The sequence below is a fragment of the Streptomyces sp. KMM 9044 genome (genome assembly GCF_024701375.2).
GTDB lineage: Bacteria > Actinomycetota > Actinomycetes > Streptomycetales > Streptomycetaceae > Streptomyces.
The window spans coordinates 67,563-91,362 of the sequence record NZ_CP113910.1 but is presented as its reverse complement, the minus strand read 5'-3'; the positions used below and the strand labels follow the sequence as shown (position 1 = coordinate 91,362).

Sequence of the window (23,800 nt, the reverse complement as noted above, 5' to 3'; positions counted from 1 at the left end):
TGACTCCATGAGGGCCGCGGGAAAGCATGCTCCCAGCCGACCACCCAGCCGGAGGGAAGGACCTCACCTTGTTGAAGCTCATCAACGCCGGTTTAGGCAGGACCGGGACGACGTCACTGCAGGTGGCGCTGGAACAGCTCGGTTACGGACCCTGCTACCACATGTTCGACATCGTCGGCCACGAGAAGCGTCTGGAGCAGTGGGAACGCATCATCTGCGATGAGCACCAGCCCGACTGGGAAGCGGTGTTCGACGGGTACACGTCCGCGGTGGACGGCCCTCCTTCCTTCTACTACCGCCAGATCACGGAGGCGTTCCCCGACGCCAAGGTTGTCCTCACGGTGCGTGACGCCGACGGTTGGTACGAGAGCACGTACAACACGCTGTACCAGTTCGTCCTGAAGAACAAGGAGAACCCTTCGGAGGAGGGATCCAGGCAGGCCCGGGTCTACCGCATGACCAGTGTCATGACCTGGGACGGCCTGTTCGACGGACGGTTCTCCGACAAGGACCACGCCATCAAGGTCTACCATCGGCGCAACCAGGAGATCATGGACGCGGTCCCCGCGGACAACCTCCTCGTCTACGACGTGAAGCAGGGCTGGGAACCGCTGTGCGCGTTCCTTGGGACCGGCGCGCCGGCAGCGGAATTCCCGCACGTCAACACCACCGCGAACATGCGCGAAAGGATGCAGCAGATGGCCGCCGGTGGCGGCCCGCTCGCACCCGGTGGAGTGCGCTAGACGCCGCCCTCTTTTTTCTTTGTCCCTGCGGAGAAGCCGAGCCGACGGCTGCTCCGCGGGGTTTTTCGCGTTTACGGTCCGCCCGATGACGGTTATTTTCCGTGGTCGGCCCGGGGTGCCATTCCAGCCTCGCTTGACCGCAGTCGGTGTTCAACCGTAGTTGTTTTCACGCCACTTCTCACTCCGATAGTCTCTCGCCGCCCCCCTGTAAATGCCCGTAAAAATCGGGTTCGTCGACCTGCCCGTGATTCGGGTCCGGCGGCGGGCCTGCGCTCAAGAAGGGGATCACGTGAGGAAGTTCCTAGCAATTACGATGGCGGCTGCCACCGGTTTGGCAGGCGCGGCTGTCGCGGCACCGGCGAAGGCGTCGGCCGACCTGCCGGTGACCGGCGTCTCCTGGTCGCCCTGCCCGGACGACGACCCGGTCATCGGGGGTTACCTGAAAGGGCTGGAATGCGGCTCGCTCGAGGTCCCGCTCGACCACGGCCGACCGGGCGGCCGGAAGATAAAGCTGGCGCTGACCCGCGCCAAGCACACCGTGCCGGACGATCAGTACCAGGGCATCGTGCTGCTGAACCGGGGTCAGTGGCCCGGCCAGTTCGGGCGTGACCTGCCCACCCGGTTCGCCAAGGGCACGTCCGGGCTGTCCCCGGCCGTCGGCGCCACCTACGACTGGATCGGCTTCGACCCGCGCGGTACCGGGGCCAGTGAGCCGATGGTCACCTGCGAACCGACCTACGTCTGGCCGGGCGCGGCCCGTCCCGACCTGGTGCCGAGCACGGCCGCCGAGGAGCGGACGTGGCTGAACAAGGCCCGTGACTTCGCCGAAAGCTGTGGCCGCGCCTACGGTGACGCGCTCAACTTCCTCAGCACCAAGGACGCCGCCCGCGACATGGACCTGATCCGTCAGGCACTCGGTCAGGAGCAACTCACCTACTTCGGCTGGGACTACGGCACGTACCTAGGCTCGGTCTACGCCTCGATTTTCCCGGGCCGGGTGCGCCGGATGGTGCTGGACACCGTGGTGCAGCCCAGCAACGGCTGGTACAAGGGCGTCCTCGAGCAGAACGTGACCTTCGAGAAGAGCGCCGAGAACTACTTCTCCTGGATCGCCGGGCACGACGCGACCTACCACCTGGGCGCGACCCGGGCCGAGGTCGAGGCGAAGTACTACGAAGGCATGGCAATGGTGCGCGAGGCGCCGGTCGACGGCAGGATCGGCCCGGCCGAGTACACCGAGGTGTTTCTGGTCAACCTGTACCGCCGCTCCTCCTGGGTCGGCCACACCAAGGCGCTGGCCGACTGGGTGCTGCGCAAGGACCCGGCGGGGCTGAAGGCCAACTTCAACGACCCGGGCTACCCGACGCAGAACAAGCAGGCCATGTACAACGCGGTCCAGTGCAGCGACTCGCCCTGGCCGCGCAACTGGAAGCGCTGGCACAACGACTACTCACGCCAGTACCGGGCCGGCAACACCTTCCTGACCTGGTACAATGTCTGGTACAATGCGCCGTGCGCCTTCTGGCCGGTGCCCGCGGGCAAGCCGCAGAAGGTCGGCGCCAAGGGGGTGGACGTCCTGGTGGTGCAAGGTCAGCACGTAGCCGGGTCCCCGCTGGCGGGCGCCCACGACGTGCACAAGCGGTTTCCCAACTCCCGGCTGGTGCTGGAGCGCAACGGCTACGAGCACGAAACGTCCCTGTCCCGCAACGCCAACACGTGCGTCAACGGCTACGTCAGCGCCTACCTGAGGGACGGCAGCCGCCCAGCTTCCGGCAAGGGCGCCGACGCCACCTGCGAGGCCAACCCGGCGCCGGTGCCGACACCGTAGAACCCGTCCTCCACGTTCAACCGCGTGAAATCCGCGGTTGAACGCCCAAGTGACCGGCCCGACTTATGAATTCATCACGTCATTGCAGCGGAACATGGTGATGTGTAGTTTGACACCGACGATTCCTCAGCCGCCCCGCGTGGAAGGTCGAAAATGGAAACTGGCGTAATAATTGTCGGTGCCGGGCCGGTCGGATTGATGCTGGCCTGCGAACTCCACTTGGGCGGTGTGAATGTCACCGTCTACGACAAGCTCGCCGCCCCGTCCGGGGAATCCCGCGCGCTCGGCTTCAACCGACGGGCAGCCGAATCGCTGGACCAGCGCGGACTGCTTCCCCAGCTCGGTGAATTCCGGTGGGGCCCGATGGGACACTTCGGCGGTGTCCGTTTCGACCTTGGCATGCTGGACGAGAACCACAGCGGCGTGCTGGGTCTGTCCCAGGCCCGGACCGAAGGCATGCTGGGCGGTCGGCTGGCCGAGCTCGGGGTGCCGGTGCGCCGCGGGTACGAGGTGACCGGTGTGCGCGAGACGCCGGAGGGCGTCGTCGTGAGCTTCGAGGGGCCGGAGGGCCGCGGCGAGGACACCGCCCGGTACGTGGTCGGCTGCGACGGCCCCCGGAGCACCGTCCGCGCGGCGGCGGGCATCCCTGCTCAGGGTTGGGAGGCCACCCGGGGCATGTACACCGCGGAGATCACCGGTGTGACGCTGCGCCCGCGGCCCATCGGTGAACGCCTGCCCGGCGGCCACATGGTGGTGTGCACGCCCCTGGGCGACGGCCGCTACCGCATCGTCATCCACGACAAGGGCCTGCCCCCTCACCAGAACCCCGACTCGCTGACGTTCGCGCAGGTCGCCGACGCGTGGCAGCGGCTCACCGGCGAGTCCGTCCACCATGCCGAGGCACAGTGGATGTGGGCCTGCGGCAACGCGGCCGGCCTGGCCGACGAGTACCGGCGCGGCCGGGTGCTCCTGGCAGGCGACGCCGCGCACGAGATGCCGCCGCTGGCCGCTTGGGGGCTCAGCGCCGGCGTGCAGGATGCGGTGAACCTCGGCTGGAAGCTGGCGGCGGCGGTCAACGGCTGGGCGCCCGAAGGGCTGCTCGACACCTACCACGCCGAACGCCACCCGATCGGGCAGCAACTGATTCGCAACGCCCAGGCGGCGTCGATGCTGTACCTCGGCGACGCCGACATGGACCCGCTGCGCGGTGTGCTGGGCGAGTTGGTGGCGCACAAGGACGCGGCGGCGCACCTGGCCGGTATCGTGAGCGGGCTGGGCATCCGCTACGGCATGGGGCCGGGGGATCACCCGCTGCTGGGCAGGCGCATGCCGCCCGACCGCGAACTGGTCCTGTCCGACGGCAGCCGGACCCGGATCGCCGGTCTGCTGCACTCCGCGCGTGGCGTGCTCGTCGCCACAGACGGCGCGGGCGCGGCCGCGCAGTCGGCCGAGGACTGGGCGGACCGGATCGACATCGTCACCGGCGCCTGGGCGGACGGCCCAAAGGCCGCGCCGGAGGCGGTGCTCGTCAGGCCCGACGGCTACGTCGCCTGGACGTCCCCCGGCAGCGACGGCGACCTGACCGACGTACTCGCCCACTGGTTCGGCACCACCCGCGCCACCGCACAGCCTGCAACCAGCGGCACCCACCGGACAGGAGCGTGAGCATGACCAGGGACGTGATAGTCGTCGGCGCGGGTCCTGTCGGGCTGATGATGGCCGGCGAACTGCGCCTCGGCGGCGTCGACGTCGTCGTCTACGAGAAGCTGCCCGCCCCGCCGCGGGAGTCCCGCGGCGCCAGCTTCACCCGGCGCACAGCCGAGAGCTTCGACCAGCGAGGGCTGCTCGGCAGGCTCGGCGAGACGGAGCCCGCCGACAGCCACTTCGGCGGGGTGCCGATCGACCTCGGCATGCTGGACGAGAACCACCGCGGCGCCAGGGGAGTCTCCCAGTTCCGCACCGAGCGGATGCTGGAGGACTGGGCGGCCGAGCTCGGGGTGCCGGTGCGCCGCGGGTACGAGGTGACCGGTGTGCGCGAGACGCCGGAGGGCGTCGTCGTGAGCTTCGAGGGGCCGGAGGGCCGCGGCGAGGACACCGCCCGGTACGTGGTCGGCTGCGACGGCGGACGGAGCACCATTCGCAAGCTGGTCGGCATCGACTTCCCCGGCCCGGAGCCCACGCGCGGCTTCTACACGGCCGACGTGACCGGCATCGAGACCCGTCGTCGGCGCATCGGCGAGAACCTGCCGGACGGCAGCATGATCATGGCGATGGACCTGGAGAACGGCGTCACCCGGGTCGTCGCGTACGAGAGGGGCATGCGGCCGAAGGACCGGGACTCGCTGTCGTACACCGAACTCGCCGACGCGTGGCAGCGGCTCACCGGCGAGTCCATCCACCACGGGCAGTGCCGCTGGATCAGCTGTTTCACCGACGCCTCCCGGGTGGCCGCCGAGTACCGGCGCGGCCGGGTGTTCCTCGCGGGTGACGCCACGCACGTACAGCCGCCGGCGATGGCGCAGGGGCTGAGCGTGGGCGTGCAGGATGCGGTGAACCTCGGCTGGAAGCTGGCGGCGGCGGTCAACGGCTGGGCGCCCGAAGGGCTGCTCGACACCTACCACGCCGAACGCCACCCGATCGGGCAGCAACTGGCGCGCAACGCCCGCGCCGCGATCGAACTACGGCTCACCGGCGAGGAGACGGCTCCGCTGCGCGGTGTGCTGAGCGAGTTGGTGGCGCACAAGGACGCGGCGGCGCACCTGGCCGGTATCCTCAGCGGGCTGGGCATCCGCTACGGCATGGGGCCGGGGGATCACCCGCTGCTGGGCAGGCGCATGCCGCCCGACCGCGAACTGGTCCTGTCCGACGGCAGCCGGACCCGGATCGCCGGTCTGCTGCACTCCGCGCGTGGCGTGCTCGTCGCCACAGACGGCGCGGGCGCGGCCGCGCAGTCGGCCGAGGACTGGGCGGACCGGATCGACATCGTCACCGGCGCCTGGGCGGACGGCCCAAAGGCCGCGCCGGAGGCGGTGCTCGTCAGGCCCGACGGCTACGTCGCCTGGACGTCCCCCGGCAGCGACGGCGACCTGACCGACGTACTCGCCCACTGGTTCGGCACCACCCGCGCCACCGCACAGCCTGCCTAGCCCTCGCACCATGAGACCACCGGCCTCCGCGACGCGACCGAGGCCGTGAGACACCTCGATCCCTCATGCCCGGGCCGCGGACGGTCGCCGAGCGGGACGCCGTGTACGGACCGGAACCGCTCGACCGCGATCCCCGGTCTGTGCCGCGACCCGCGCACGGCCGGGCCCGCGGCGAGACGAGTACGAGCTGCACGGATGACGACCACCAACCCCCAGGAGACACACGTGACGACCGGAGTCACCGTCTGGCTCACCGGTCTGCCGAGCGCCGGCAAGACCACCATTGCCTACGAGCTGGCCGGCCGGCTCCGTGCGGGGGGCCACCGCGTGGAGGTCCTGGACGGCGACGAGGTCCGCGAGTTCCTCTCCGCGGGCCTCGGCTTCTCCCGTGAGGACCGGGACACCAACGTGCAGCGCATCGGATTCGTCGCCGAACTGCTCGCCCGCAACGGCGTGCTGGCGCTGGTCCCGGTGATCGCGCCCTACGCCGACAGCCGGGAGGCGGTACGCAAGCACCACGACAGCAACGGCACACCGTATGCCGAGGTGCATGTCGCCACCCCCGTCGAGGTGTGCAGCGAGCGGGATGTGAAGGGCCTCTACGCCAAGCAGGCCGCCGGGGAGCTGAAGGGCCTCACCGGGGTGGACGACCCGTACGAGGAGCCCGCGTCGCCGGACCTGCGCATCGAGTCGCAGCACCAGACCGTCCAGGAGTCCGCCGCCGCGGTGTACGCCGTGCTCACCGAAAGGGGACTGTTATGACGCCGACCGTCGACCCGGAGACGGGGGACGACGGGGGCACGGACACCCCGCACGCCCTCTCGCACCCGGACGCGCTGGAGTCGGAGGCGGTGCACATCTTCCGTGAGGTCGCGGGCGAGTTCGAGAACCCGGTGGTGCTGTTCTCGGGTGGCAAGGATTCGATCGTCATGCTGCACCTGGCGCTGAAGGCGTTCACGCCGGCGCCGGTGCCCTTCTCGCTGCTGCATGTGGACACCGGGCACAACTTCCCCGAGGTCCTGGACTACCGGGACCGCGCGGTGGGCCGGCACGGGCTGCGGCTGCACGTCGCCTCGGTGCAGGACTACATCGACCGCGGTGTGCTGCGCGAGCGCCCCGACGGCACCCGCAACCCGCTGCAGACGGTCCCGCTGACGGAGAGGATCCAGCAGGAGCGGTTCGACGCCGTGTTCGGTGGCGGCCGGCGGGACGAGGAGAAGGCCCGCGCGAAGGAGCGGGTGTTCTCCCTGCGCGACGAGTTCTCCCAGTGGGACCCGCGCCGTCAGCGGCCCGAGCTGTGGAACCTCTACAACGGCCGGCACGCGCCCGGTGAGCACGTCCGGGTCTTCCCGCTGTCCAACTGGACCGAGCTGGACGTGTGGCAGTACATAGCCCGCGAGGGCATCGAACTGCCGGAGATCTACTTCGCCCACGAACGCGAGGTGTTCCAGCGGGGCGGCATGTGGCTGACCGCCGGAGGGTGGGGCGGCCCGAAGGACGGCGAGAGTGTCGAGAAGCGGCAGGTGCGCTACCGGACGGTGGGCGACATGTCCTGCACCGGCGCGGTCGACTCCGACGCCGACACCATCGAGAAGGTGATCACCGAGATCGCCGCCTCCCGGCTGACCGAGCGCGGCGCGACCCGCGCCGACGACAAGCTCTCCGAGGCCGCGATGGAAGACCGCAAGCGCGAGGGGTACTTCTAGACATGAGCACGATCACGAGCGAGGCGCTCGCAGAGACCACCCTGCTGCGGTTCGCCACCGCCGGTTCCGTCGACGACGGCAAGTCCACCCTGGTGGGCCGGCTGCTGCACGACTCCAAGTCGGTCCTCACCGACCAGCTGGAGGCCGTGGAGCGGGCGTCGGCGAGCCGCGGCCAGGAGGCTCCCGACCTGGCCCTGCTCACCGACGGGCTGCGGGCCGAGCGGGAGCAGGGCATCACCATCGACGTGGCCTACCGCTACTTCGCCACCCCTCGGCGCCGGTTCATCCTCGCCGACACCCCGGGGCACGTGCAGTACACCCGCAACATGGTCACCGGTGCCTCCACCGCCGAGCTGACGGTGATCCTGGTCGACGCCCGCAACGGCGTCGTCGAGCAGACCCGCCGTCACGCGGCCATCGCCGCCCTGCTGCGCGTGCCCCATGTCGTCCTCGCCGTCAACAAGATGGACCTGGTGGACTACGAGGAGGCCGTGTTCGCACGGATCGCCGAGGAATTCACGGCGTACGCCACCGAGCTGGGCGTTCCGGAGGTCACCGCGATCCCGATCTCGGCACTCGCCGGCGACAACGTGGTGGAGCCGTCCGCACACATGGACTGGTACGGCGGCCCGACCGTCCTGGAGCACCTGGAGACAGTGCCGGTCAGCCACCACCTGACGCACTGCCACGCCCGGCTGCCCGTGCAGTACGTGATCCGGCCGCAGAGCGCCGAGCACCCCGACTACCGGGGATACGCCGGCCAGATCGCCGCGGGCACGTTCCGCGTCGGCGACGAGGTGACCGTGCTGCCGTCCGGCCGGACCACGACGGTCACCGGGATCGACCTGCTGGGCACGCCCGTGGAGACGGCCTGGACGCCGCAGTCGGTGACGCTGCTGCTGGCCGACGACATCGACATCTCCCGCGGCGACCTGCTCGTGCCGAGCAAGGACGCGCCGGCCACCACGCAGGACGTCGAGGCCACCGTCTGCCACGTCGCCGACCAGCCCCTGACGGTCGGCCACCGGGTGCTGCTCAAACACGGCACCCGCACGGTCAAGGCGATCGTGAAGGACATCCCGGCCCGGCTGACGCTGGACGACCTGTCGCTGCATCCGCACCCCGGCACGCTCGCCGCCAACGACATCGGCCGGGTGAAGATCCGCACCGCCGAGCCGCTGCCGGTCGACTCCTACGCCGACTCACGGCGCACCGGCTCGTTCATCCTGATCGACCCGAGCGACGGCACCACGCTCACCGCGGGCATGGTCGGCGCGTCCTTCGCCGCCCCGCATCCGGCCAGGGACAGGGCGGAGGACGACGGGTGGGGCTTCTGAGCATGCGTCCCGCCGACCACCACGCAAGGTCCGCGAAGGAGGGCGATCGTGTCGGCAGTGGTGCCCCCGGCCGTCAGGGACCCGGGCCGACGAGAGGAAGATCCCCCGTGCCTGCCAACCGCTTCACCTTGCGCCGCCGCGGCGCCGCGGCCCTCGCCGCCCTTCCCCTGTTCGCCCTCGCCGCCTGCGGCTACGGCTCCGAGGCCGAGGCCGACGACACCGCGAAGGTCGCTGCCGGCGCGGAGAAGATCGACGGTCTCGACTCCGTCAAGATCGGCTACTTGGGCAACCTTACTCACGCGACCGCGTTGGTGGGGAACCAGAAGGGGTTCTTCCAGAAGGCGCTGGGCGCCACGAAGGCGGAGTACGCGACGTTCAACGCCGGTCCGTCCGAGATCGAGGCACTGAACTCCGGTTCGATCGACATCGGCTGGATCGGTCCGTCTCCGGCGATCAACGGGTTCACCAAGTCGGGGGGCAAGAACCTGCGGGTCATCGGTGGTTCGGCTTCCGGCGGTGTGAAGCTGGTCGTCAACCCCGGGAAGATCAAGTCCCTGATGGACGTCAAGGGAAAGAAGATCGCCACCCCGCAGCTCGGCAACACCCAGGACGTGGCTTTCCTCAACTGGGCGGCGGAGCAGGGCTGGAAGGTCGACCCGCAAAGCGGCAAGGGCGACGTGACCGTGGTGCGCAGTGACAACAAGGTCACTCCGGACGCCTACAAGGCCGGTTCCGTCGACGGTGCGTGGGTGCCGGAGCCAATCGCGTCGAAGCTGGCCGCCGAGGGCGGAAAGGTCCTGCTGGACGAGAGGACGCTGTGGCCCGACGGCAAGTTCGTCATCACGAACACCATAGTGTCGCAGAAGTTCCTCACCGAGCACCCCAAGGTCGTCGAGGCGGTACTGAAGGCGTCGGTGGAGACCAACAAGTGGATCGACGCCAACCCCGCCGAAGCCAAGGCCTCCGCCAACAAGCAGTTGGAAGCCGACTCCGGCAAGCCCTTGCCCGTGGAGGTGCTGGACCCGGCGTGGGAGTCGATCGACTTCATCAACGACCCGCTGGCCGCCACCCTCGACACCCAAGCGGCTCACGCCGTCAAGGCCGGCCTGCTCGACAAGCCCGACCTGACCGGCATCTACGACCTCACGCTGCTCAACAAGGTCCTCAAGACCGCCGGTGGGAGCGCGGTCGACGACGCCGGTCTCGGCGTCAAGTAACCCGTCCCGATGAGTTTCCAGGAGGCGACGACCATGGCCACGACCCTCGCCAAGGCCGGTGACGGCACCGCGACGGCCCTCCACGCCGCCCGCATCGAGCACGTCTCGAAGTCGTTCCCGGGCTCCGCCGGGCAGCAGCTCGTGCTGGACGACATCAGCCTCGATGCCGCACCCGGCGAGTTCGTCACCCTCCTGGGAGCCTCGGGCTGCGGTAAATCCACCCTGCTCAACCTCGTCGCAGGCCTCGACCGGCCCACCGCCGGAGACATCACCACCGACGGCCGACCCGCGCTGATGTTCCAGGAACACGCCCTGTTTCCCTGGCTGACCGCCGGCAAGAACATCGAACTCGCCCTCAAACTCCGCGGCGTCGCCAAACAGGAGCGACGCGAACGCGCCGAAGAGCTCCTGGAGCTCGTCCGCTTGAAGGGTGCCTATGGCAAGCGGGTACACGAGTTGTCCGGTGGCATGCGCCAGCGGGTTGCGCTGGCGCGTGCACTGGCGCAGGAGAGCAACCTGCTGCTGATGGACGAACCCTTCGCCGCCCTCGACGCCATCACGCGGGATGTGCTGCACGACGAGCTGACCCGGATCTGGCGTGAGACGCAGGTGTCGGTGCTGTTCGTCACCCACAACGTGCGCGAGGCCGTGCGCCTCGCCCAGCGCGTGATCCTGCTGTCCTCCCGCCCCGGGCGCATCGCCCGCGAGTGGACCGTGGACATACCGCAGCCACGCCGCATCGAGGACACCGCCGTCGCGGAGCTGTCCGTCGAGATCACCGAACAACTGCGGGGGGAGATCCGCCGACATGGCCAGCACTGACACGACGGCGGCCGAGGACGGCAACGACCTCGCCGGCCTCGAAGCAGGACTCGACGCCCTCGAGACGCAGCAGCAGACCCGCAAGCCTCTCGCGCAGACCCTGCGGGAAAAGATCCTGCCCCCCATCACCGCCGTCGCGCTCGTGCTGGTGGTGTGGCAGGCGCTGGTCTCCTTCAAGGTCGTCGACGACCCCAGCAAGCTGCCCTCCCCGGGTGCGGTGTGGGACGTGGTGCAGCAGGCGTGGCTGGAAGGCGAACTCCTCGGCTACATCTGGACCAGCGTCTCGCGCGGCCTGCTCGGCTTCTGCCTCGCCCTGATCATCGGCACCCCCCTGGGCCTGCTCGTCGCCCGGGTGAAGTTCATCCGCGCGGCGATCGGCCCGATCCTGTCCGGCCTGCAATCCCTGCCTTCCGTCGCCTGGGTGCCGCCCGCGGTGATCTGGCTGGGCCTGAACAACTCGATGATGTATGCCGTGATCCTGCTCGGCGCGGTCCCCTCCATCGCCAACGGCCTCGTCTCCGGCGTCGACCAGGTGCCGCCGCTGTTCCTGCGGGCCGGGCGCACCATGGGCGCCACCGGTCTGAAAGGCACCTGGTACATCGTGCTCCCCGCCGCCCTGCCCGGCTACGTCGCCGGTCTCAAGCAGGGCTGGGCGTTCTCCTGGCGCTCGCTCATGGCCGCCGAGATCATTGCTTCCTTCCCCGACCTCGGCGTCGGCCTCGGCCAGTTGCTCGAGAACGGCCGCAACGCCAGTGACATGGCCATGGTCTTCGAAGCCATCCTGCTCATCCTCATCGTCGGCGTCGCCATCGACCTGCTCATTTTCAGCCCCCTGGAACGATGGGTCCTGCGCAGCCGCGGCCTGCTGGTGAAGAGCTGAGCCATTCCGGAGGCTCTCGTCGCCCTCAACGCTCCTTATCCATCCGCCTGGCCGCGGCCCGAGGCTCGTCAACCAACCCTCGACTGCGGCTAAAGACCCCGCTGCGACCCTCGTCAGGAACGGCAGCAGAGAAGGGCACACCGGATGGCTTTCAAAGATGGGCGGGCTATGGTGATCGCAGACGGCTTCAGTTCCGCCAGGTTGAGGTACGGAGAATCGGCGGCCGGTGACGGACTCAATTCCAAGAACATCGAGAAGACGCCGGCACAGGAACTCCCGGTACATGCGTTGTCGCCCGGACTGCATCTGCGTCAGGGCGGGATCAACGCCGTTCACGTCCAAATGCTCATCGACGCATCGGGTCATTCGGAATTGCCGCCCATTCTCGTTCGGAAAGACGGCTGGCGTGTCATCGACGGGCTGCACAGGCTGGAGGCCGCGAAGCTCCGCGGCGACCACAGCATAAAAGCACGTTTCGTCGACTGCACGGACGCCGAAGCGCTCGTCCTCGCCATGAAGGCCAACAGCTCGCACGGACTGCCGTTGTCGAAGACCGATCGCGTTTCCGGAGCCGAACGCGTTCTGTCGGCGCATCCCGAATGGTCCGACCGTGCCCTTGCGAGCGTCACGGGACTGAGCGCGAAGACGATCGCGTCACTGCGCGACCGTTCCGCGGGCGGCACACCGTCCGGCGGGAAACGCCTCGGCCGCGACGGGAAGCTGCGCTCGGTGACCGCCGGCGAGGGCCGGCGCCGCGCTGCCGAATACATCAACGCCCATCCGAACGCCACGCTCCGGGAAGTTGCCAGGGAGACCGGCGTGTCCCTCGGCACGGTCCATGACGTGAGCGCCCGGCTGCGCCGTGGTATCAGCCCGGAGCGGAACGGGCTCCGGGGGCCGGGTGCACGGCTGGCTGTGCACCCGGCCGACCGGGTCGCGGACGCCGCTCCGGTGGCGGGCCGTGTCGACGCTCCGGACACCGACGGGACGCCCTTGCGGTGCGGAAACCCCACCGGCGTGCCCTCTGCCTGGGAGGTGGTCGCGGCCAAAGTGGCCAACGACCCGTGCATCCGGTACACCGAGGGCGGCAAGGAGTTTCTCCAGTGGATGGCGCTGCACGCGACCGATCCGGGCGGGTGGCAGGAACTCGTGAACGCCATTCCGACGCACTGGCTCAGTGTCATCGCTCCCATCGCGGAGAGCGTCAGCAAGGAATGGAGCCTGTTCGCCGAGCGGCTGAGGAGCCGGCAGGAAGCGGTGTGACGTCCCGGCGGGGGTGTCAGGATCCGGCTTCCAGCTGCCGTTTGGGCGTGTACTCCACCAGGGGCAGGGCGACGTCCGGGCGGAGCCGTTCCGGATGGGCCGTGGGCGGGCCGTGCGGCCTCGTCGGCTCCTCGTCCGGCGACGGTGTGCTCGTGGGGCCCAGGCTCCCGGCATGTGGATGGCGCCGTGGGCCCGCAGGGCTTCGTACCCCCCGTGCAGGAGACGTCTGATCAAGCCGGCCATGGGCGGATCCCGTGCGCACCGGGCGGCGCCCGCGCCTCACGGTGGCACCGCAGCCGAGGACGCCTCGTGCCGCCGTCGCGCCGTGCGTACCGAGTTGCGCCCGCGCCTCACGGCAGTACCACGGCCGCCGAGCCGTCAGAGTGCTGCTGCCCGGCTGCTCCCGAGCCCTTGCGGCGGCACCGCGCCCCCGGCAAGCCCGCAGTCCCGCTCCGTACACTCCCGCCTCGCCGGTCACCGCACGCCGGGGGAACGGTCACGCGCTCCCCGCTCCGGTCGACGCGGTGTCGAGGCGGGCTCCAGTCGCGCATCCGCCCAGCCTCCAGAGCGGCTTGCCAACGTTGCCGGGTGGAGCAGTCGGGCTCCGCAGGGCGCACGGTCGCGGGAGGAGAGGCCCATGGACGAGGGCGAACGTGAGCGGCAGGCACGCGGTGTCGAAGGGGCGGCGCCGGTGCTCCGGCTCGCCGGGGTGGACGACGACGAGGACGACCCGTCGGAGCCGAACGTGGTCCGTGGAATCGACTGACCGACCACCTTTCCGGCACGGCCGACGAACCGCGACGGTGGTATACCAGGGCGCGTTGCGCCGGTGACCGAAAGAGGAATCCAAGACGATGACGCTCTCCCCGCAGCGCGGCAGCACGACGACGGTGTCCCCCTCGGTCAACGAGTTCCTCACGGCGCCGCAGACCGCCGTGCTGACCACGCTGAGACCCGACGGGTCGCCCCACCTGACGCCCGTGCGGTTCACTTGGGACCCCTGGGCGGGCGTTGCCCGCGTCCTGACGGTGAACACGACGCGCAAGGTCAGGAACGTGCTGGCCACACCGCAGGCACGCGTCGCGCTCTGCCAGGTGGACGGCTTCCGCTGGGTCACCCTCGAGGGCACCGCCCTTGTCTTTGACGTCCCCGAGCGCGTCGCCGAAGGGGTCCGCCGCTACGCCGAACGCTACTGCTCCGGGCCGCCGAACCCGCCGGGACGAGTGGTCGTGGAGATCGCGGTCGACCGTGTGCTGAGCCTCAACTGCTGAGGGCGCACCTTCGCGTGACCACGCGTGCGGCGGGCCGGCCGGGGATCAGCCGCGCGCGCCGGGCGGCTCGCCGTCCACCCAGATCAGTCCGAACGACAGCCGGGTGAGCCGCCAGCCGTCCGGGGTGCGGCGGGCCGCGCCGCTCACCGAGGTGCCTGCGGTGAACAACTCGGGTCCCCTGCCGCCGGGATGGTGGACATGTGTGGAGACGAGATTGGCGCGGAGCGTCGCCTCGTCTCCCGCGCAGTCCACCACCGCGGGAGAATTCAGGTGCTGGGTGCGTGCGAAATGCGCCAGCGAGTTGCGGTGCCATTCCGAGAGTCCGTCTATTCCCTCGTGCTGGCTCAGAGGGAACGCGACGACGGCGTCCGCGGTGAAGAGGCTGCGCGCCCACACGTCGTCCAGCTTTTCGCTGTCCAATGCGAGGAGATACCGATCCAGCAGTCCGCCCACTGTAAAGGCGTCCGCCATGGCCGCGCCCGGAGCGAATGATTCATCGTCAGTTGAGGTCATGCTTGAGCATGAGCCCAGAAAGACGTTTCGACCAACCCCGCCTGTAGAAGATCTGACATTTTCGGCACGCTTCTGTACTGGCCTGTAGAAGCCCTGTACCGATATCTCTTTACCGCCCGGTCCGGTGCTGTCCATACTCGTGGAACATCAACCAGAAGAGGGCAGATGGGCGACGATGGACAACTATGACACGGACGTGATCATCGTAGGTGCCGGCCCCACCGGACTCATGCTCGCCGGTGAGCTCGGCCTGCACGGAATTTCCGTTCTCGTGGTCGACCGGCTCGCTGAGCCGATGCAGCAGTCACGTGCTCTCGGATTCTCCGCGCGCACCATCGAGGAATTCGGGCAGCGTGGACTGTTGTCCCGCCTCGGTGAGGTCGACGTCATCCCCGCCGGGCACTTCGGCGGGGTGCCGCTCGACTACCGGGTGCTCAGCGGCGGTTCCTACGGCGCACGGGGCATACCCCAGTCCCGCACCGAGGCGATGCTGGCCGGCTGGGCCACCGAGAAGGGCGCCCGGATCCGCCGGTCCGTCGAGGTCACCGGCCTGGTCCAGGACGACGACGGCGTGACGTTGCAGCTCTCCGGGGCCGACGGCGGCGAGCTGCGCGGGCGGTACGCCATCGGGTGCGACGGCGCCCGCAGCGCCGTGCGCAGGGCCGCCGGGATCGATTTCCCCGGCACCGGGCCGGCCATCGAGCTGCGCTTCGCCGACGTCGCCGGCGTGCGGCTGCGGCCCCGTTTCGCCGGGGAGCGGGTGCCCGGGGGCATGATCATGGTGTTGCCGCTGGGGCCCGACCGCTGCCGCATCATCTACTACGACCGCGACGAGCCGTTGCGGAAGAGCGCTGACCCGATCACCTTCGACGAGGTCGCCGACACCTTCCAGAAGCTGTCGGGCGAGGACATCCACGGAGCCACCCCGCTGTGGGTCAGCTCGACCACCGACGTGAGCCGGCAGGCCGCCGAGTACCGGCGCGGCCGGGTGTTCCTGGCGGGCGACGCCGCGCACATCCACCTGCCGATCGGTGCCCAGGGCATGAGCGCCGGAGTGCAGGACGCGGTCAACCTCGGGTGGAAACTGGCGCTCGCCCTCAAGGGGCTGGCCCCTGATGGACTGCTCGACACGTACCACACGGAGCGGCACCCGGTCGGCGCACGCATCCTCACCAACACCTTGGCGCAGCGCATCCTCTACCTCGGCGGCGACGAGATCACCCCTCTGCTCGACGTCTTCACCGAGCTCACGCAGTACGAGTCGGTGCAGCGTCACCTCGTCGGCATGGTCACGGGACTCGACATCCGGCACGAGGTGGGGCCGGGTGAGCACCCGCTGCTCGGCCGGCGTCTAGAGGACGGTGGACTGACCCGGGAGGGGCAGCGGACGACCGTCTACGACCTGCTGAGCAGCGGCCGGGGACTCCTGCTCGACTTCGGCGGCGACAGCCCGCTGCTGGACACCGCCAAGCCCTGGTCCGACCGCGTCGACACCGTCGGGGCAGAACGCGGCGAGGACCTGCCTGCGGTTGACGGGATCCTGCTGCGCCCCGACGGTTACATCGCCTGGATCTCTCCCGACCAGGGTGCGAGCACCCTGACCGAAGCACTGGAGCGCTGGTTCGGCCCCGTCGGGTGAGCCCGGCCGCGCATTCCACGTCCACTCCTGACAGGAAGTGAACCAAGCCATGCCCTACCTCTCCCCCCAGGACAAGCACCTGACCGTCCTCAACCTGTTCACCACCGACCAGCCGGAGAAGCAGGACAAGCTGATCCAGGAGATGCGGAAGATCGTCGACGCCGCAACCTACGAGGGGTGGATCTCCTCCACCGTGCACGCCGGCCAGGACAGCCCGGGAACCGCCAACCTCATCCAGTGGCGCAGCGGCGAGGACCTGGAGAAGCGTTACTCCGGCGAGGAGTTCAGGCACCGCACGCTGCCGGTCTTCCAGGACATCACGACCTCGATCCGGCTGTTGCAGAGCGAGATTGTCCACACCCAGCGGCACCCGTCCGAGGGCGACGTGACCGAGATCTCGCCCGACCGCGACGACTACACCGTCATCGAGATCTTCAAGGTCTCCGAAGGCAACCAGGACGAGCTGATCGCGGAACTGGGCGAGGGCCAGTCCTGGCTCGTCGACGCGCCCGGCTACCGGTCGCACAGCGTCTTCAAGGGGCTGCGCGCGCGCTTCCTGGACGGCCCCTTCGCCGTCGTCTACTCGCAGTGGGCGAGCAAGGAGCTGTACGACGCCCACCGTGACCAGGCGGAGACGGAGAAGTCCGAGGTCCGTCAGAAGTCCGAGGCGCGCGTCAACGCCCTGAAGACCGAGAGCGACTGGAACTCCTACCGGGTGATCCACACCCGCGGGGCCGGCGAGTAACCACCGCCAGGCCCGACCGCGCGGGCAGGCACGTCGAGCACACGGGACGCCCGGTTCCTCTCCGGGGCCGGGCGCCCCGCCCGGCCCCGGGCCGCTCGACGGCCGGCCCGCCGGTCCCCGCCCCCGTCGTGCACAGCGTCCACCGCAAGGAGCGAGGTATGCACAGCACGCTGATCGTGGCCCGGATGGCGATTGGCTCCAGCCGCGACGTCGCCCGACTGTTCACCGATTTCGACGCCACGGACATGCCCCACCGGATGGGGACCCGGCGCCGCCAGCTCTTCGCCTACCGCGGCCTCTACTTCCACCTCCAGGACTTCGACGCGGACGACGGAGGTTCGCGGATCGAGGAGGCCAAGGACGACCCGCGCTTCGTCAGAATCAGCGAGGACCTGAAGCCCTTCATCGAGGCCTACGACCCGGCGACCTGGCGCTCCCCGGCCGACGCCATGGCCCGGCGCTTCTACTCCTGGGAGGCCGGCGCATGACGGAGCGCCGCGTCGTCATCACCGGGCTGGAGGTCCTCGCACCCGGGGGCCTCGGGCGCAAGGAGTTCTGGCAGCTCATCAGCGGGGGACGCACCGCGACCCGGGGCATCACCTTCTTCGATCCCTCGCCGTTCCGTTCCCGGGTGGCGGCCGAGGCCGACTTCTGCGGCCTCGAACACGGGCTCAGCCCGCAGGAGGCAAGGCGGATGGACCGTGCCGCGCAGTTCGCCGTGGTGACGGCGAGGAGCGCGGTCGAGGACAGCGGCGCTGAGCTGGCCGCGCTCGAACCTCACCGGATCGGCGTGGTCGTCGGCAGTGCGGTGGGCGCCACCATGGGCCTCGACGAGGAGTACCGCGTCGTCAGCGACGGCGGCCGACTCGACCTGGTCGACCACCGCTACGCCGTCCCGCACCTGTACAACTACCTGGTGCCCAGCTCCTTCGCGGCGGAGGTGGCCTGGGCGGTCGGCGCCGAGGGACCCGCCACGGTCGTCTCCACCGGCTGCACCTCCGGCATCGACGCCGTTGGCTACGCCGTCGAGCTGGTGCGGGAGGGGTCCGTCGACGTCATGGTCGCCGGGGCGTCGGACGCGCCGATCTCGCCGGTCACCATGGCGTGCTTCGACGCGATCAAGGCGACCACACCGCGGCATGACGCGCCCGGACGCGCCTCGCGTCCCTTCGACGGCACCCGCAACGGCTTCGTGCTCGGCGAGGGCGCCGCCTTCTTCGTCCTGGAGGAACTCGAGAGTGCCAGGCGGCGCAACGCGCACATCTACGCCGAGATCGCCGGCTACGCCACGCGCTCCAACGCTTACCATATGACCGGACTGCGACGGGACGGCGCGGAGATGGCCGAGGCCATCCGGGTCGCCCTGGGCGAGGCCCGGATGAACCCCGAGGCGATCGACTACGTCAACGCCCACGGCTCCGGCACCAAGCAGAACGACCGGCACGAGACCGCCGCGTTCAAGAAGGCCCTCGGCGACCACGCCTACCGCACGCCGGTCAGCTCGATCAAGTCGATGGTGGGTCACTCGCTGGGAGCCATCGGCTCCATCGAGATCGCCGCCTCCGCACTGGCGATGGAGTACGACGTCGTACCGCCCACCGCCAACCTCCACACGCCGGACCCCGAGTGCGACCTGGACTACGTCCCGCTGACGGCCCGCGACCAGCGGGTCGACTCCGTGCTGACGGTCGGCAGCGGCTTCGGCGGGTTCCAGAGCGCCATGGTGCTCACCTCCGCACAAAGGAGCACCATATGACCCCGGTCGTGGTCACCGGCATGGGCGTCGCCGCCCCGAACGGCCTGGGAGCCGCCGACTACTGGGCGGCGACCCTTGGTGGAAAGAGCGGCATCGGTCGCATCACACGCTTCGACCCCTCCGGCTATCCCACCCAACTGGCGGGGGAGATACCCGGGTTCGAGGCCGCGGAGCACCTGCCCGGCAGGCTGCTGCCGCAGACGGACCGCGTCACCCGGCTGTCGCTGGCCGCGGCGGACTGGGCGCTCGCGGACGCCGGCGTGGACCCGGAGTCCTTCGACCCGCTGGACATGGGAGTCGTCACCGCCAGCCACGCGGGAGGCTTCGAGTTCGGCCAGGGCGAGCTGCAGAAACTGTGGGCCAAGGGAAGCCAGTTCGTCTCCGCCTACCAGTCCTTCGCCTGGTTCTACGCGGTCAACAGCGGCCAGATCTCCATCCGGCACGGGATGAAGGGGCCCAGCGGCGTCGTCGTCAGCGACCAGGCCGGCGGCCTGGACGCGCTGGCGCAGGCCAGGCGGCTGGTGCGCAAGGGCACCCCGCTGATCGTGTGCGGCGCCGTCGACGCCTCGGTCTGCCCGTGGGGCTGGGTGGCCCAGCTCGCGGGCGGACGGATGAGCGGCAGTGACGAACCGACCCGCGCGTACCTGCCGTTCGACCGTGACGCCCGCGGCTACGTGCCCGGCGAGGGCGGGGCGATCCTCATCATGGAGTCCGCCTCCGCGGCCCGCGCCCGCGGCGCCAAGGTGTACGGCGAGATCTCCGGGTACGGAGCGACCTTCGATCCGCCGCCCGGCAGCGGACGAGGCTCCACTCTGCGCACCGCCGTCCGCATCGCCCTCGACGACGCGAACGCCGCTCCCGGCGACGTCGACGCGGTCTTCGCCGACGGTGCGGGCGTGCCCGAGCTGGACCGTGCCGAGGCCGAGGCGATCAGCGAGGTCTTCGGCTCCGGCGGGGTCCCGGTCACCGTGCCCAAGGCGATGACCGGCCGCCTGTACTCCGGTGCCGCGCCACTGGACGTGGCCTGCGCGCTGCTGGCGATGCAGGCCGGCACCATCCCGCCCACCGTCCACATCGACCCCTGCCCCGAGTACGACCTGGACCTGGTTCTGCACCAGGCGCGCCCGGCCACCGTGCGCACCGTGCTGGTGCTGGCCCGGGGCCACGGCGGGTTCAACTCCGCGATGGTCGTGCGCGCCGGGCGGTGAGCTGCCCGCGGCGCACCGGCGGGAGAGCACTGCTCAGCCGACCGAGCCCGAGACGAAGGAAACAGACCGACATGACGGACCAACGTTTCACCCTCGCCGACCTGAAGCGGATCCTCCTCCAGGCCGCGGGCGCCGACGAGGCCACCGGTCTCGACGACGACATCCTGGACACCACGTTCGACCTGCTGGGTTATGAGTCGCTCGCACTCCTGGAGACCGGCGGCTGTATCGAACGCGAGTACGGCATATCGCTCGACGACGACACCCTGACCGACGCCCTGACCCCCCGGGACCTGATCGACACCGTCAACGAGCGGCTGGCCGCCGCTCGTGTGGCCTGAGAGGACACCCGACATGACACAGCCACCTTCCCGCGTCGCGCTCGTGACGGGCGCCACGAGCGGCATCGGCCTGGCGGCCGCCCGGCTGCTGGCCACGCAGGGCCACCGGGTCTTCCTGGGCGCGCGCACGGAGTCCGACGTCATTGCGACCGTCAAGTCCCTGAGGAACGATGGCCTCGAGACCGAGGGCCAGGCCCTGGACGTGCGCGACGGCACCTCGGTCAGGTCCTTCGTCCGGGCCGCGGTCGGCACGTACGGCCGGATCGACGTGCTGGTCAACAACGCCGGTCGCTCGGGCGGCGGCGTGACCGCGGACATCGGCGACGCGCTGTGGGACGACGTGATCGACACCAACCTCAACAGCGTCTTCCGGATGACCCGCGAGGTGCTCACCACGGGAGGCATGCGGGACCGGGACCGGGGCCGCATCATCAACGTCGCCTCCACCGCGGGCAAGCAGGGCGTGGTGCTGGGCGCCCCGTACTCCGCTTCCAAGCACGGCGTCGTCGGCTTCACCAAGGCGCTCGGCAACGAGCTCGCCCCTACCGGTATCACCGTCAACGCCGTCTGCCCCGGCTACGTGGAGACGCCGATGGCGCAGCGGGTGCGGCAGGGGTACGCGGCCGCCTACGACACCACCGAGGAGGCGATCCTGGAGAAGTTCCAGGCCAAGATCCCGCTCGGCCGCTACAGCACCCCCGAGGAGGTCGCCGGCCTGATCGGCTACCTGGCCTCCGACACCGCCGCCTCCATCACCTCCCAGGCGCTCAACGTCTGCGGCGGACTCGGCAACTTCTGACCGCCCCGGACAAGGAGCAGCTGTCATGACGACGCGTGAGGTCGAGCACGAGATCACCATCGGCGCGCCCACGGCCACGGTCTACCGCCTGCTGGCGGACGTGAGCCACTGGCCGCAGATCTTCCCGCCCACCATCCACGTCGAGCGGGAGGAGACGGGCGAGAACGAGGAGCGCATCCGCATCTGGGCCACCGCGAACGGCGAGGCCAAGAACTGGACGTCGCGCCGCACCCTGGACCCGGAGGGCCTGCGCATCGCCTTCCGGCAGGAGGTCACGACTCCGCCGGTCGCCGCGATGGGCGGCACCTGGATCGTGGAGCCCCTGGGCGAGGAGACGTCCCGGGTCCGGCTGCTGCACGACTACCGGGCCGTCGACGACGACCCGCAGGAGCTGCAGTGGATCGACAAGGCCGTGGACACCAACAGCACGTCGGAGTTGGCGGCGCTGAAGGAGAACGTCGAGCGCGCCCACGCCGCGGAGTCCGAGAAGCTGCTCTTCTCGTTCACCGACACCGTGGAGATCAACGGCGCCGCGAAGGACGTCTTCGACTTCGTCAACGAGGCCGGCCGGTGGCCCGAGCGGCTGCCGCACGTGGCCACCGTACGGTTCGACGAGCCCACCCCGGGGTTGCAGACCCTGGAGATGGACACCCGTGCCAAGGACGGCTCGGTGCACACCACCAAGTCGTACCGGGTCGCCTTCGAGCCCAGCAAGATCGCGTACAAGCAGGTCACGCTGCCCGCCCTGATGACCCTGCACACCGGTGTGTGGACGTTCGCCGGCACTGGCAGAGGCACCACCGAGGCGAGTTCGCAGCACACCGTGTCGATCAACACCGCCAACATCGCCAAGGTGCTGGGCGACCAGGCCACGGTCGCCGACGCCCGCGAGTACGTGCACAGCGCGCTGAGCACCAACAGCCGCACCACGCTGGGGCACGCCAAGGACTACGCGGAGCGGAAGAATTGACATGGCCGCGCAGGACTCGGACCGCACCCACCGGGCCGGAACGGGCCGCACCGACGTGATGGAGACCCAGGTCATCATCGTCGGTGCCGGGCCTGTGGGGCTCCTGCTCGCTGCCGAGCTGTGCCTGCGCGGCGTCCGGGTGTCCGTCGTCGAGCAGCGCCACCGCCCCACCACGGAGTCGCGCGCCTCCACCCTCCACGCCCGCACCATGGAGATCCTCGACAGCCGTGGTCTGCTGACGGACCTCGGCAGCCCGCCCAACGAGCCGCGGGGGCACTTCGGCGGCATGCTCCTCGACCTCATGCTGCCCGGCGCCTACCCGGGGCAGTGGAAGGTGCCACAGACCAAGACGGAGTCGGTGCTCGAGGAGTGGGCGCTGTCGCTCGGCGCGGACATCCGCTGCGGCCACCGGCTGCAACTGCTCGACCTGACCCAGGACGGCGAGGTCGTCGAGGCGGAGGCCGTCGGGCGCGACGGGCGTCCGGTCCGGCTGCGCGGCAGCTACCTTGTCGCCTGCGACGGCCAGGACTCCACGGTGCGCCGGCTGACCGGAGCCGACTTCCCCGGCCAGGAGGCGTCCCGCGAGCTGCTGCGCGCAGACGTCGACGGCATCGACATCCCCGACCGGCGCTTCGAGCGGCTACCGGGAGGCCTGGCCATCGCCGCGCGCCGCCGGGACGGCGTGACCCGGGTGATGGTCCACGAGTTCGGAGCGGCCGTACGGGAGCGGACGGGCCCCCCGCAGTTCGAGGAGATGACCGCCGCCTGGCAGCGGGTGACCGGCGAGGACATCAGCGGCGGCAAACCGCTGTGGGTGAACCACTTCGACGACGCCAACCGCCAGCTCACGCACTACCGGCACGGCCGTGTGCTGTACGCGGGCGACGCCGCGCACCGCCAGATGCCCATCGGCGGCCAGGCGCTCAACCTGGGCCTGCAGGACGCGTTCAACCTCGGCTGGAAACTCGCTGCCGTGATCGCGGGCCACGCCCTCGACGGACTGCTCGACACCTACCACGACGAGAGACACGCCGTGGGCAGCGCCGTGCTCTCCAACATCCGCGCCCAGGCGGCGCTGCTGCTCGGCAGCCGCGAGGTGGAGCCGCTGCGCGCGGTCCTGGCGGAGTTGATCCCCCATGAGCAGGTGCGCACCCGCCTCGCCGGGATGATCAGCGGCCTCGACATCCGCTACGACACCTGCGGGTCCGGCCATCCGCTGGTCGGCCTGCGGCTGCCGCACGCCCGGCTGCGGGTGGGCAGCTCCACCTGCACCACCCTCGAACTGCTCAGGTCCGGACGCGGGCTGCTGCTCGGCCTCGACGGCCGGGTGCCGGCCGTGGGCAAGCGGTGGGCCGACCGCGTCGACCTGGTCGTGGCCCGTCCCGAGCCGGGCAGCGACCCGGGCGAGCTGGACGGGGTGGGCGCCGTGGCAGCGCGGCCGGACGGCTACGTCGTGTGGGCGGCCGGCCCGGGGACGAGCGCGGACCCCGGAGGCGTAGCGGGCCTCCCGGCCGTGCTGGAGCGCTGGTTCGGCACATCCCGCTGACCGGCGGCCCGGCCCTGGCTCGCCGGCCACCGCCCCGGTGCGTGGCCGCCTTCGAGCGTACGAACGAACA

Annotated in this window: 23 protein-coding genes; 22 read left to right on the top strand and 1 reads right to left on the bottom strand. The window is 70.1% G+C overall.

The genetic code is table 11. The features are described 5' to 3' along the window. The first annotated feature begins 68 nt into the window (after positions 1 to 68). The 13 genes from HUV60_RS00400 to HUV60_RS00340 all read left to right on the top strand — a co-directional run bounded on the left by HUV60_RS00400 (position 69) and on the right by HUV60_RS00340 (position 14,213). Positions 69 to 743 (top strand): sulfotransferase family protein, encoded by a 675-nt coding sequence (locus HUV60_RS00400; protein WP_257853015.1) that lies wholly within the window; start codon positions 69 to 71, stop codon positions 741 to 743. A 289-nt stretch (positions 744 to 1,032) separates the two neighbouring features. After that, positions 1,033 to 2,571: an alpha/beta hydrolase gene (locus tag HUV60_RS00395; protein WP_269441101.1), complete on the top strand. Its 1,539-nt coding sequence runs from the start codon at positions 1,033 to 1,035 to the stop codon at positions 2,569 to 2,571. Between the two features lie 153 nt (positions 2,572 to 2,724). After that, a complete protein-coding gene (locus HUV60_RS00390; RefSeq protein ID WP_257853018.1) occupies positions 2,725 to 4,236 on the top strand; it encodes an FAD-dependent monooxygenase in 1,512 nt (503 codons plus the stop codon). A 2-nt stretch (positions 4,237 to 4,238) separates the two neighbouring features. Further along, on the top strand, positions 4,239 to 5,717 hold the full coding sequence (locus HUV60_RS00385) for an FAD-dependent monooxygenase (RefSeq protein ID WP_257853020.1): 1,479 nt from the start codon (positions 4,239 to 4,241) through the stop codon (positions 5,715 to 5,717). Between the two features lie 195 nt (positions 5,718 to 5,912). Then, on the top strand, positions 5,913 to 6,479 hold the full coding sequence (gene cysC / locus HUV60_RS00380) for an adenylyl-sulfate kinase (protein WP_257853021.1): 567 nt from the start codon (positions 5,913 to 5,915) through the stop codon (positions 6,477 to 6,479). Further along, entirely contained in the window at positions 6,476 to 7,423 is a 948-nt protein-coding gene (gene cysD, locus HUV60_RS00375; RefSeq protein WP_257853022.1) for a sulfate adenylyltransferase subunit CysD, read from the top strand. Before cysC ends, cysD begins: the two co-directional genes overlap by 4 nt. A gap of 2 nt (positions 7,424 to 7,425) precedes the next feature. Continuing rightward, on the top strand, positions 7,426 to 8,760 hold the full coding sequence (locus HUV60_RS00370; protein ID WP_257853023.1) for a sulfate adenylyltransferase subunit 1: 1,335 nt from the start codon (positions 7,426 to 7,428) through the stop codon (positions 8,758 to 8,760). 107 nt (positions 8,761 to 8,867) lie between these two features. After that, complete coding sequence (locus HUV60_RS00365) at positions 8,868 to 9,977, top strand: aliphatic sulfonate ABC transporter substrate-binding protein (RefSeq protein ID WP_257853024.1); 1,110 nt, start codon at positions 8,868 to 8,870, stop codon at positions 9,975 to 9,977. A gap of 33 nt (positions 9,978 to 10,010) precedes the next feature. Beyond that, complete coding sequence (locus HUV60_RS00360; RefSeq protein WP_257853203.1) at positions 10,011 to 10,799, top strand: ABC transporter ATP-binding protein; 789 nt, start codon at positions 10,011 to 10,013, stop codon at positions 10,797 to 10,799. After that, positions 10,786 to 11,679: an ABC transporter permease gene (locus tag HUV60_RS00355; protein WP_257853028.1), complete on the top strand. Its 894-nt coding sequence runs from the start codon at positions 10,786 to 10,788 to the stop codon at positions 11,677 to 11,679. Before HUV60_RS00360 ends, HUV60_RS00355 begins: the two co-directional genes overlap by 14 nt. Before the next feature lie 168 nt (positions 11,680 to 11,847). Further along, positions 11,848 to 12,942 (top strand): ParB/RepB/Spo0J family partition protein, encoded by a 1,095-nt coding sequence (locus tag HUV60_RS00350; RefSeq protein WP_257853032.1) that lies wholly within the window; start codon positions 11,848 to 11,850, stop codon positions 12,940 to 12,942. A gap of 637 nt (positions 12,943 to 13,579) precedes the next feature. Next, positions 13,580 to 13,708: a hypothetical protein gene (locus tag HUV60_RS00345; protein ID WP_257853033.1), complete on the top strand. Its 129-nt coding sequence runs from the start codon at positions 13,580 to 13,582 to the stop codon at positions 13,706 to 13,708. An 88-nt stretch (positions 13,709 to 13,796) separates the two neighbouring features. Then, positions 13,797 to 14,213 (top strand): pyridoxamine 5'-phosphate oxidase family protein, encoded by a 417-nt coding sequence (locus HUV60_RS00340; RefSeq protein WP_257853040.1) that lies wholly within the window; start codon positions 13,797 to 13,799, stop codon positions 14,211 to 14,213. A 45-nt stretch (positions 14,214 to 14,258) separates the two neighbouring features. On the opposite strand, the gene HUV60_RS00335 is transcribed toward HUV60_RS00340, so the two are convergent. Further along, a complete protein-coding gene (locus HUV60_RS00335) occupies positions 14,259 to 14,726 on the bottom strand; it encodes a nuclear transport factor 2 family protein (RefSeq protein WP_257853041.1) in 468 nt (155 codons plus the stop codon). 196 nt (positions 14,727 to 14,922) lie between these two features. On the opposite strand from HUV60_RS00335, the gene HUV60_RS00330 reads away from it, so the two are divergent. The 9 genes from HUV60_RS00330 to HUV60_RS00290 all read left to right on the top strand — a co-directional run bounded on the left by HUV60_RS00330 (position 14,923) and on the right by HUV60_RS00290 (position 23,730). Beyond that, complete coding sequence (locus HUV60_RS00330) at positions 14,923 to 16,365, top strand: FAD-dependent monooxygenase (protein ID WP_331461965.1); 1,443 nt, start codon at positions 14,923 to 14,925, stop codon at positions 16,363 to 16,365. Positions 16,366 to 16,414: 49 nt separating this feature from the next. After that, positions 16,415 to 17,110, top strand: coding sequence for an antibiotic biosynthesis monooxygenase (locus HUV60_RS00325; protein ID WP_257853042.1), 696 nt, complete (start codon positions 16,415 to 16,417; stop codon positions 17,108 to 17,110). Positions 17,111 to 17,268: 158 nt separating this feature from the next. Beyond that, positions 17,269 to 17,598: a TcmI family type II polyketide cyclase gene (locus HUV60_RS00320; RefSeq protein ID WP_257853043.1), complete on the top strand. Its 330-nt coding sequence runs from the start codon at positions 17,269 to 17,271 to the stop codon at positions 17,596 to 17,598. Continuing rightward, complete coding sequence (locus HUV60_RS00315) at positions 17,595 to 18,866, top strand: beta-ketoacyl-[acyl-carrier-protein] synthase family protein (RefSeq protein ID WP_257853045.1); 1,272 nt, start codon at positions 17,595 to 17,597, stop codon at positions 18,864 to 18,866. Before HUV60_RS00320 ends, HUV60_RS00315 begins: the two co-directional genes overlap by 4 nt. After that, on the top strand, positions 18,863 to 20,074 hold the full coding sequence (locus HUV60_RS00310; protein ID WP_257853047.1) for a ketosynthase chain-length factor: 1,212 nt from the start codon (positions 18,863 to 18,865) through the stop codon (positions 20,072 to 20,074). The genes HUV60_RS00315 and HUV60_RS00310 overlap by 4 nt, the downstream gene beginning before the upstream one ends. Positions 20,075 to 20,145: 71 nt before the next feature. Beyond that, entirely contained in the window at positions 20,146 to 20,415 is a 270-nt protein-coding gene (locus HUV60_RS00305) for an acyl carrier protein (protein ID WP_257853048.1), read from the top strand. Positions 20,416 to 20,428: 13 nt separating this feature from the next. Further along, the gene (locus HUV60_RS00300; protein WP_257853049.1) at positions 20,429 to 21,214 is read left to right on the top strand and encodes an SDR family NAD(P)-dependent oxidoreductase; all 786 of its coding nucleotides are present in this window, start codon (positions 20,429 to 20,431) and stop codon (positions 21,212 to 21,214) included. Between the two features lie 25 nt (positions 21,215 to 21,239). Beyond that, positions 21,240 to 22,184, top strand: coding sequence for an aromatase/cyclase (locus tag HUV60_RS00295; RefSeq protein ID WP_257853051.1), 945 nt, complete (start codon positions 21,240 to 21,242; stop codon positions 22,182 to 22,184). 1 nt (position 22,185) lies between these two features. Further along, the gene (locus tag HUV60_RS00290) at positions 22,186 to 23,730 is read left to right on the top strand and encodes an FAD-dependent monooxygenase (protein ID WP_257853053.1); all 1,545 of its coding nucleotides are present in this window, start codon (positions 22,186 to 22,188) and stop codon (positions 23,728 to 23,730) included. The last annotated feature ends 70 nt before the right edge of the window (positions 23,731 to 23,800 follow it).

Coding starts and splice junctions, on each gene's coding strand:
- cysD (WP_257853022.1), top strand. CDS start 6,476: ATGACGCCGACCGTCGACCCGGAGACGGGGGACGACGGGGGCACGGAC.
- HUV60_RS00320 (WP_257853043.1), top strand. CDS start 17,269: ATGCACAGCACGCTGATCGTGGCCCGGATGGCGATTGGCTCCAGCCGC.
- HUV60_RS00315 (WP_257853045.1), top strand. CDS start 17,595: ATGACGGAGCGCCGCGTCGTCATCACCGGGCTGGAGGTCCTCGCACCC.
- HUV60_RS00385 (WP_257853020.1), top strand. CDS start 4,239: ATGACCAGGGACGTGATAGTCGTCGGCGCGGGTCCTGTCGGGCTGATG.
- HUV60_RS00305 (WP_257853048.1), top strand. CDS start 20,146: ATGACGGACCAACGTTTCACCCTCGCCGACCTGAAGCGGATCCTCCTC.
- HUV60_RS00355 (WP_257853028.1), top strand. CDS start 10,786: ATGGCCAGCACTGACACGACGGCGGCCGAGGACGGCAACGACCTCGCC.
- HUV60_RS00290 (WP_257853053.1), top strand. CDS start 22,186: ATGGCCGCGCAGGACTCGGACCGCACCCACCGGGCCGGAACGGGCCGC.
- HUV60_RS00370 (WP_257853023.1), top strand. CDS start 7,426: ATGAGCACGATCACGAGCGAGGCGCTCGCAGAGACCACCCTGCTGCGG.
- HUV60_RS00310 (WP_257853047.1), top strand. CDS start 18,863: ATGACCCCGGTCGTGGTCACCGGCATGGGCGTCGCCGCCCCGAACGGC.
- HUV60_RS00340 (WP_257853040.1), top strand. CDS start 13,797: ATGACGCTCTCCCCGCAGCGCGGCAGCACGACGACGGTGTCCCCCTCG.
- HUV60_RS00325 (WP_257853042.1), top strand. CDS start 16,415: ATGCCCTACCTCTCCCCCCAGGACAAGCACCTGACCGTCCTCAACCTG.
- HUV60_RS00295 (WP_257853051.1), top strand. CDS start 21,240: ATGACGACGCGTGAGGTCGAGCACGAGATCACCATCGGCGCGCCCACG.
- cysC (WP_257853021.1), top strand. CDS start 5,913: ATGACGACCACCAACCCCCAGGAGACACACGTGACGACCGGAGTCACC.
- HUV60_RS00345 (WP_257853033.1), top strand. CDS start 13,580: ATGGACGAGGGCGAACGTGAGCGGCAGGCACGCGGTGTCGAAGGGGCG.
- HUV60_RS00390 (WP_257853018.1), top strand. CDS start 2,725: ATGGAAACTGGCGTAATAATTGTCGGTGCCGGGCCGGTCGGATTGATG.
- HUV60_RS00335 (WP_257853041.1), bottom strand. CDS start 14,726: ATGACCTCAACTGACGATGAATCATTCGCTCCGGGCGCGGCCATGGCG.
- HUV60_RS00350 (WP_257853032.1), top strand. CDS start 11,848: ATGGTGATCGCAGACGGCTTCAGTTCCGCCAGGTTGAGGTACGGAGAA.
- HUV60_RS00360 (WP_257853203.1), top strand. CDS start 10,011: ATGGCCACGACCCTCGCCAAGGCCGGTGACGGCACCGCGACGGCCCTC.
- HUV60_RS00300 (WP_257853049.1), top strand. CDS start 20,429: ATGACACAGCCACCTTCCCGCGTCGCGCTCGTGACGGGCGCCACGAGC.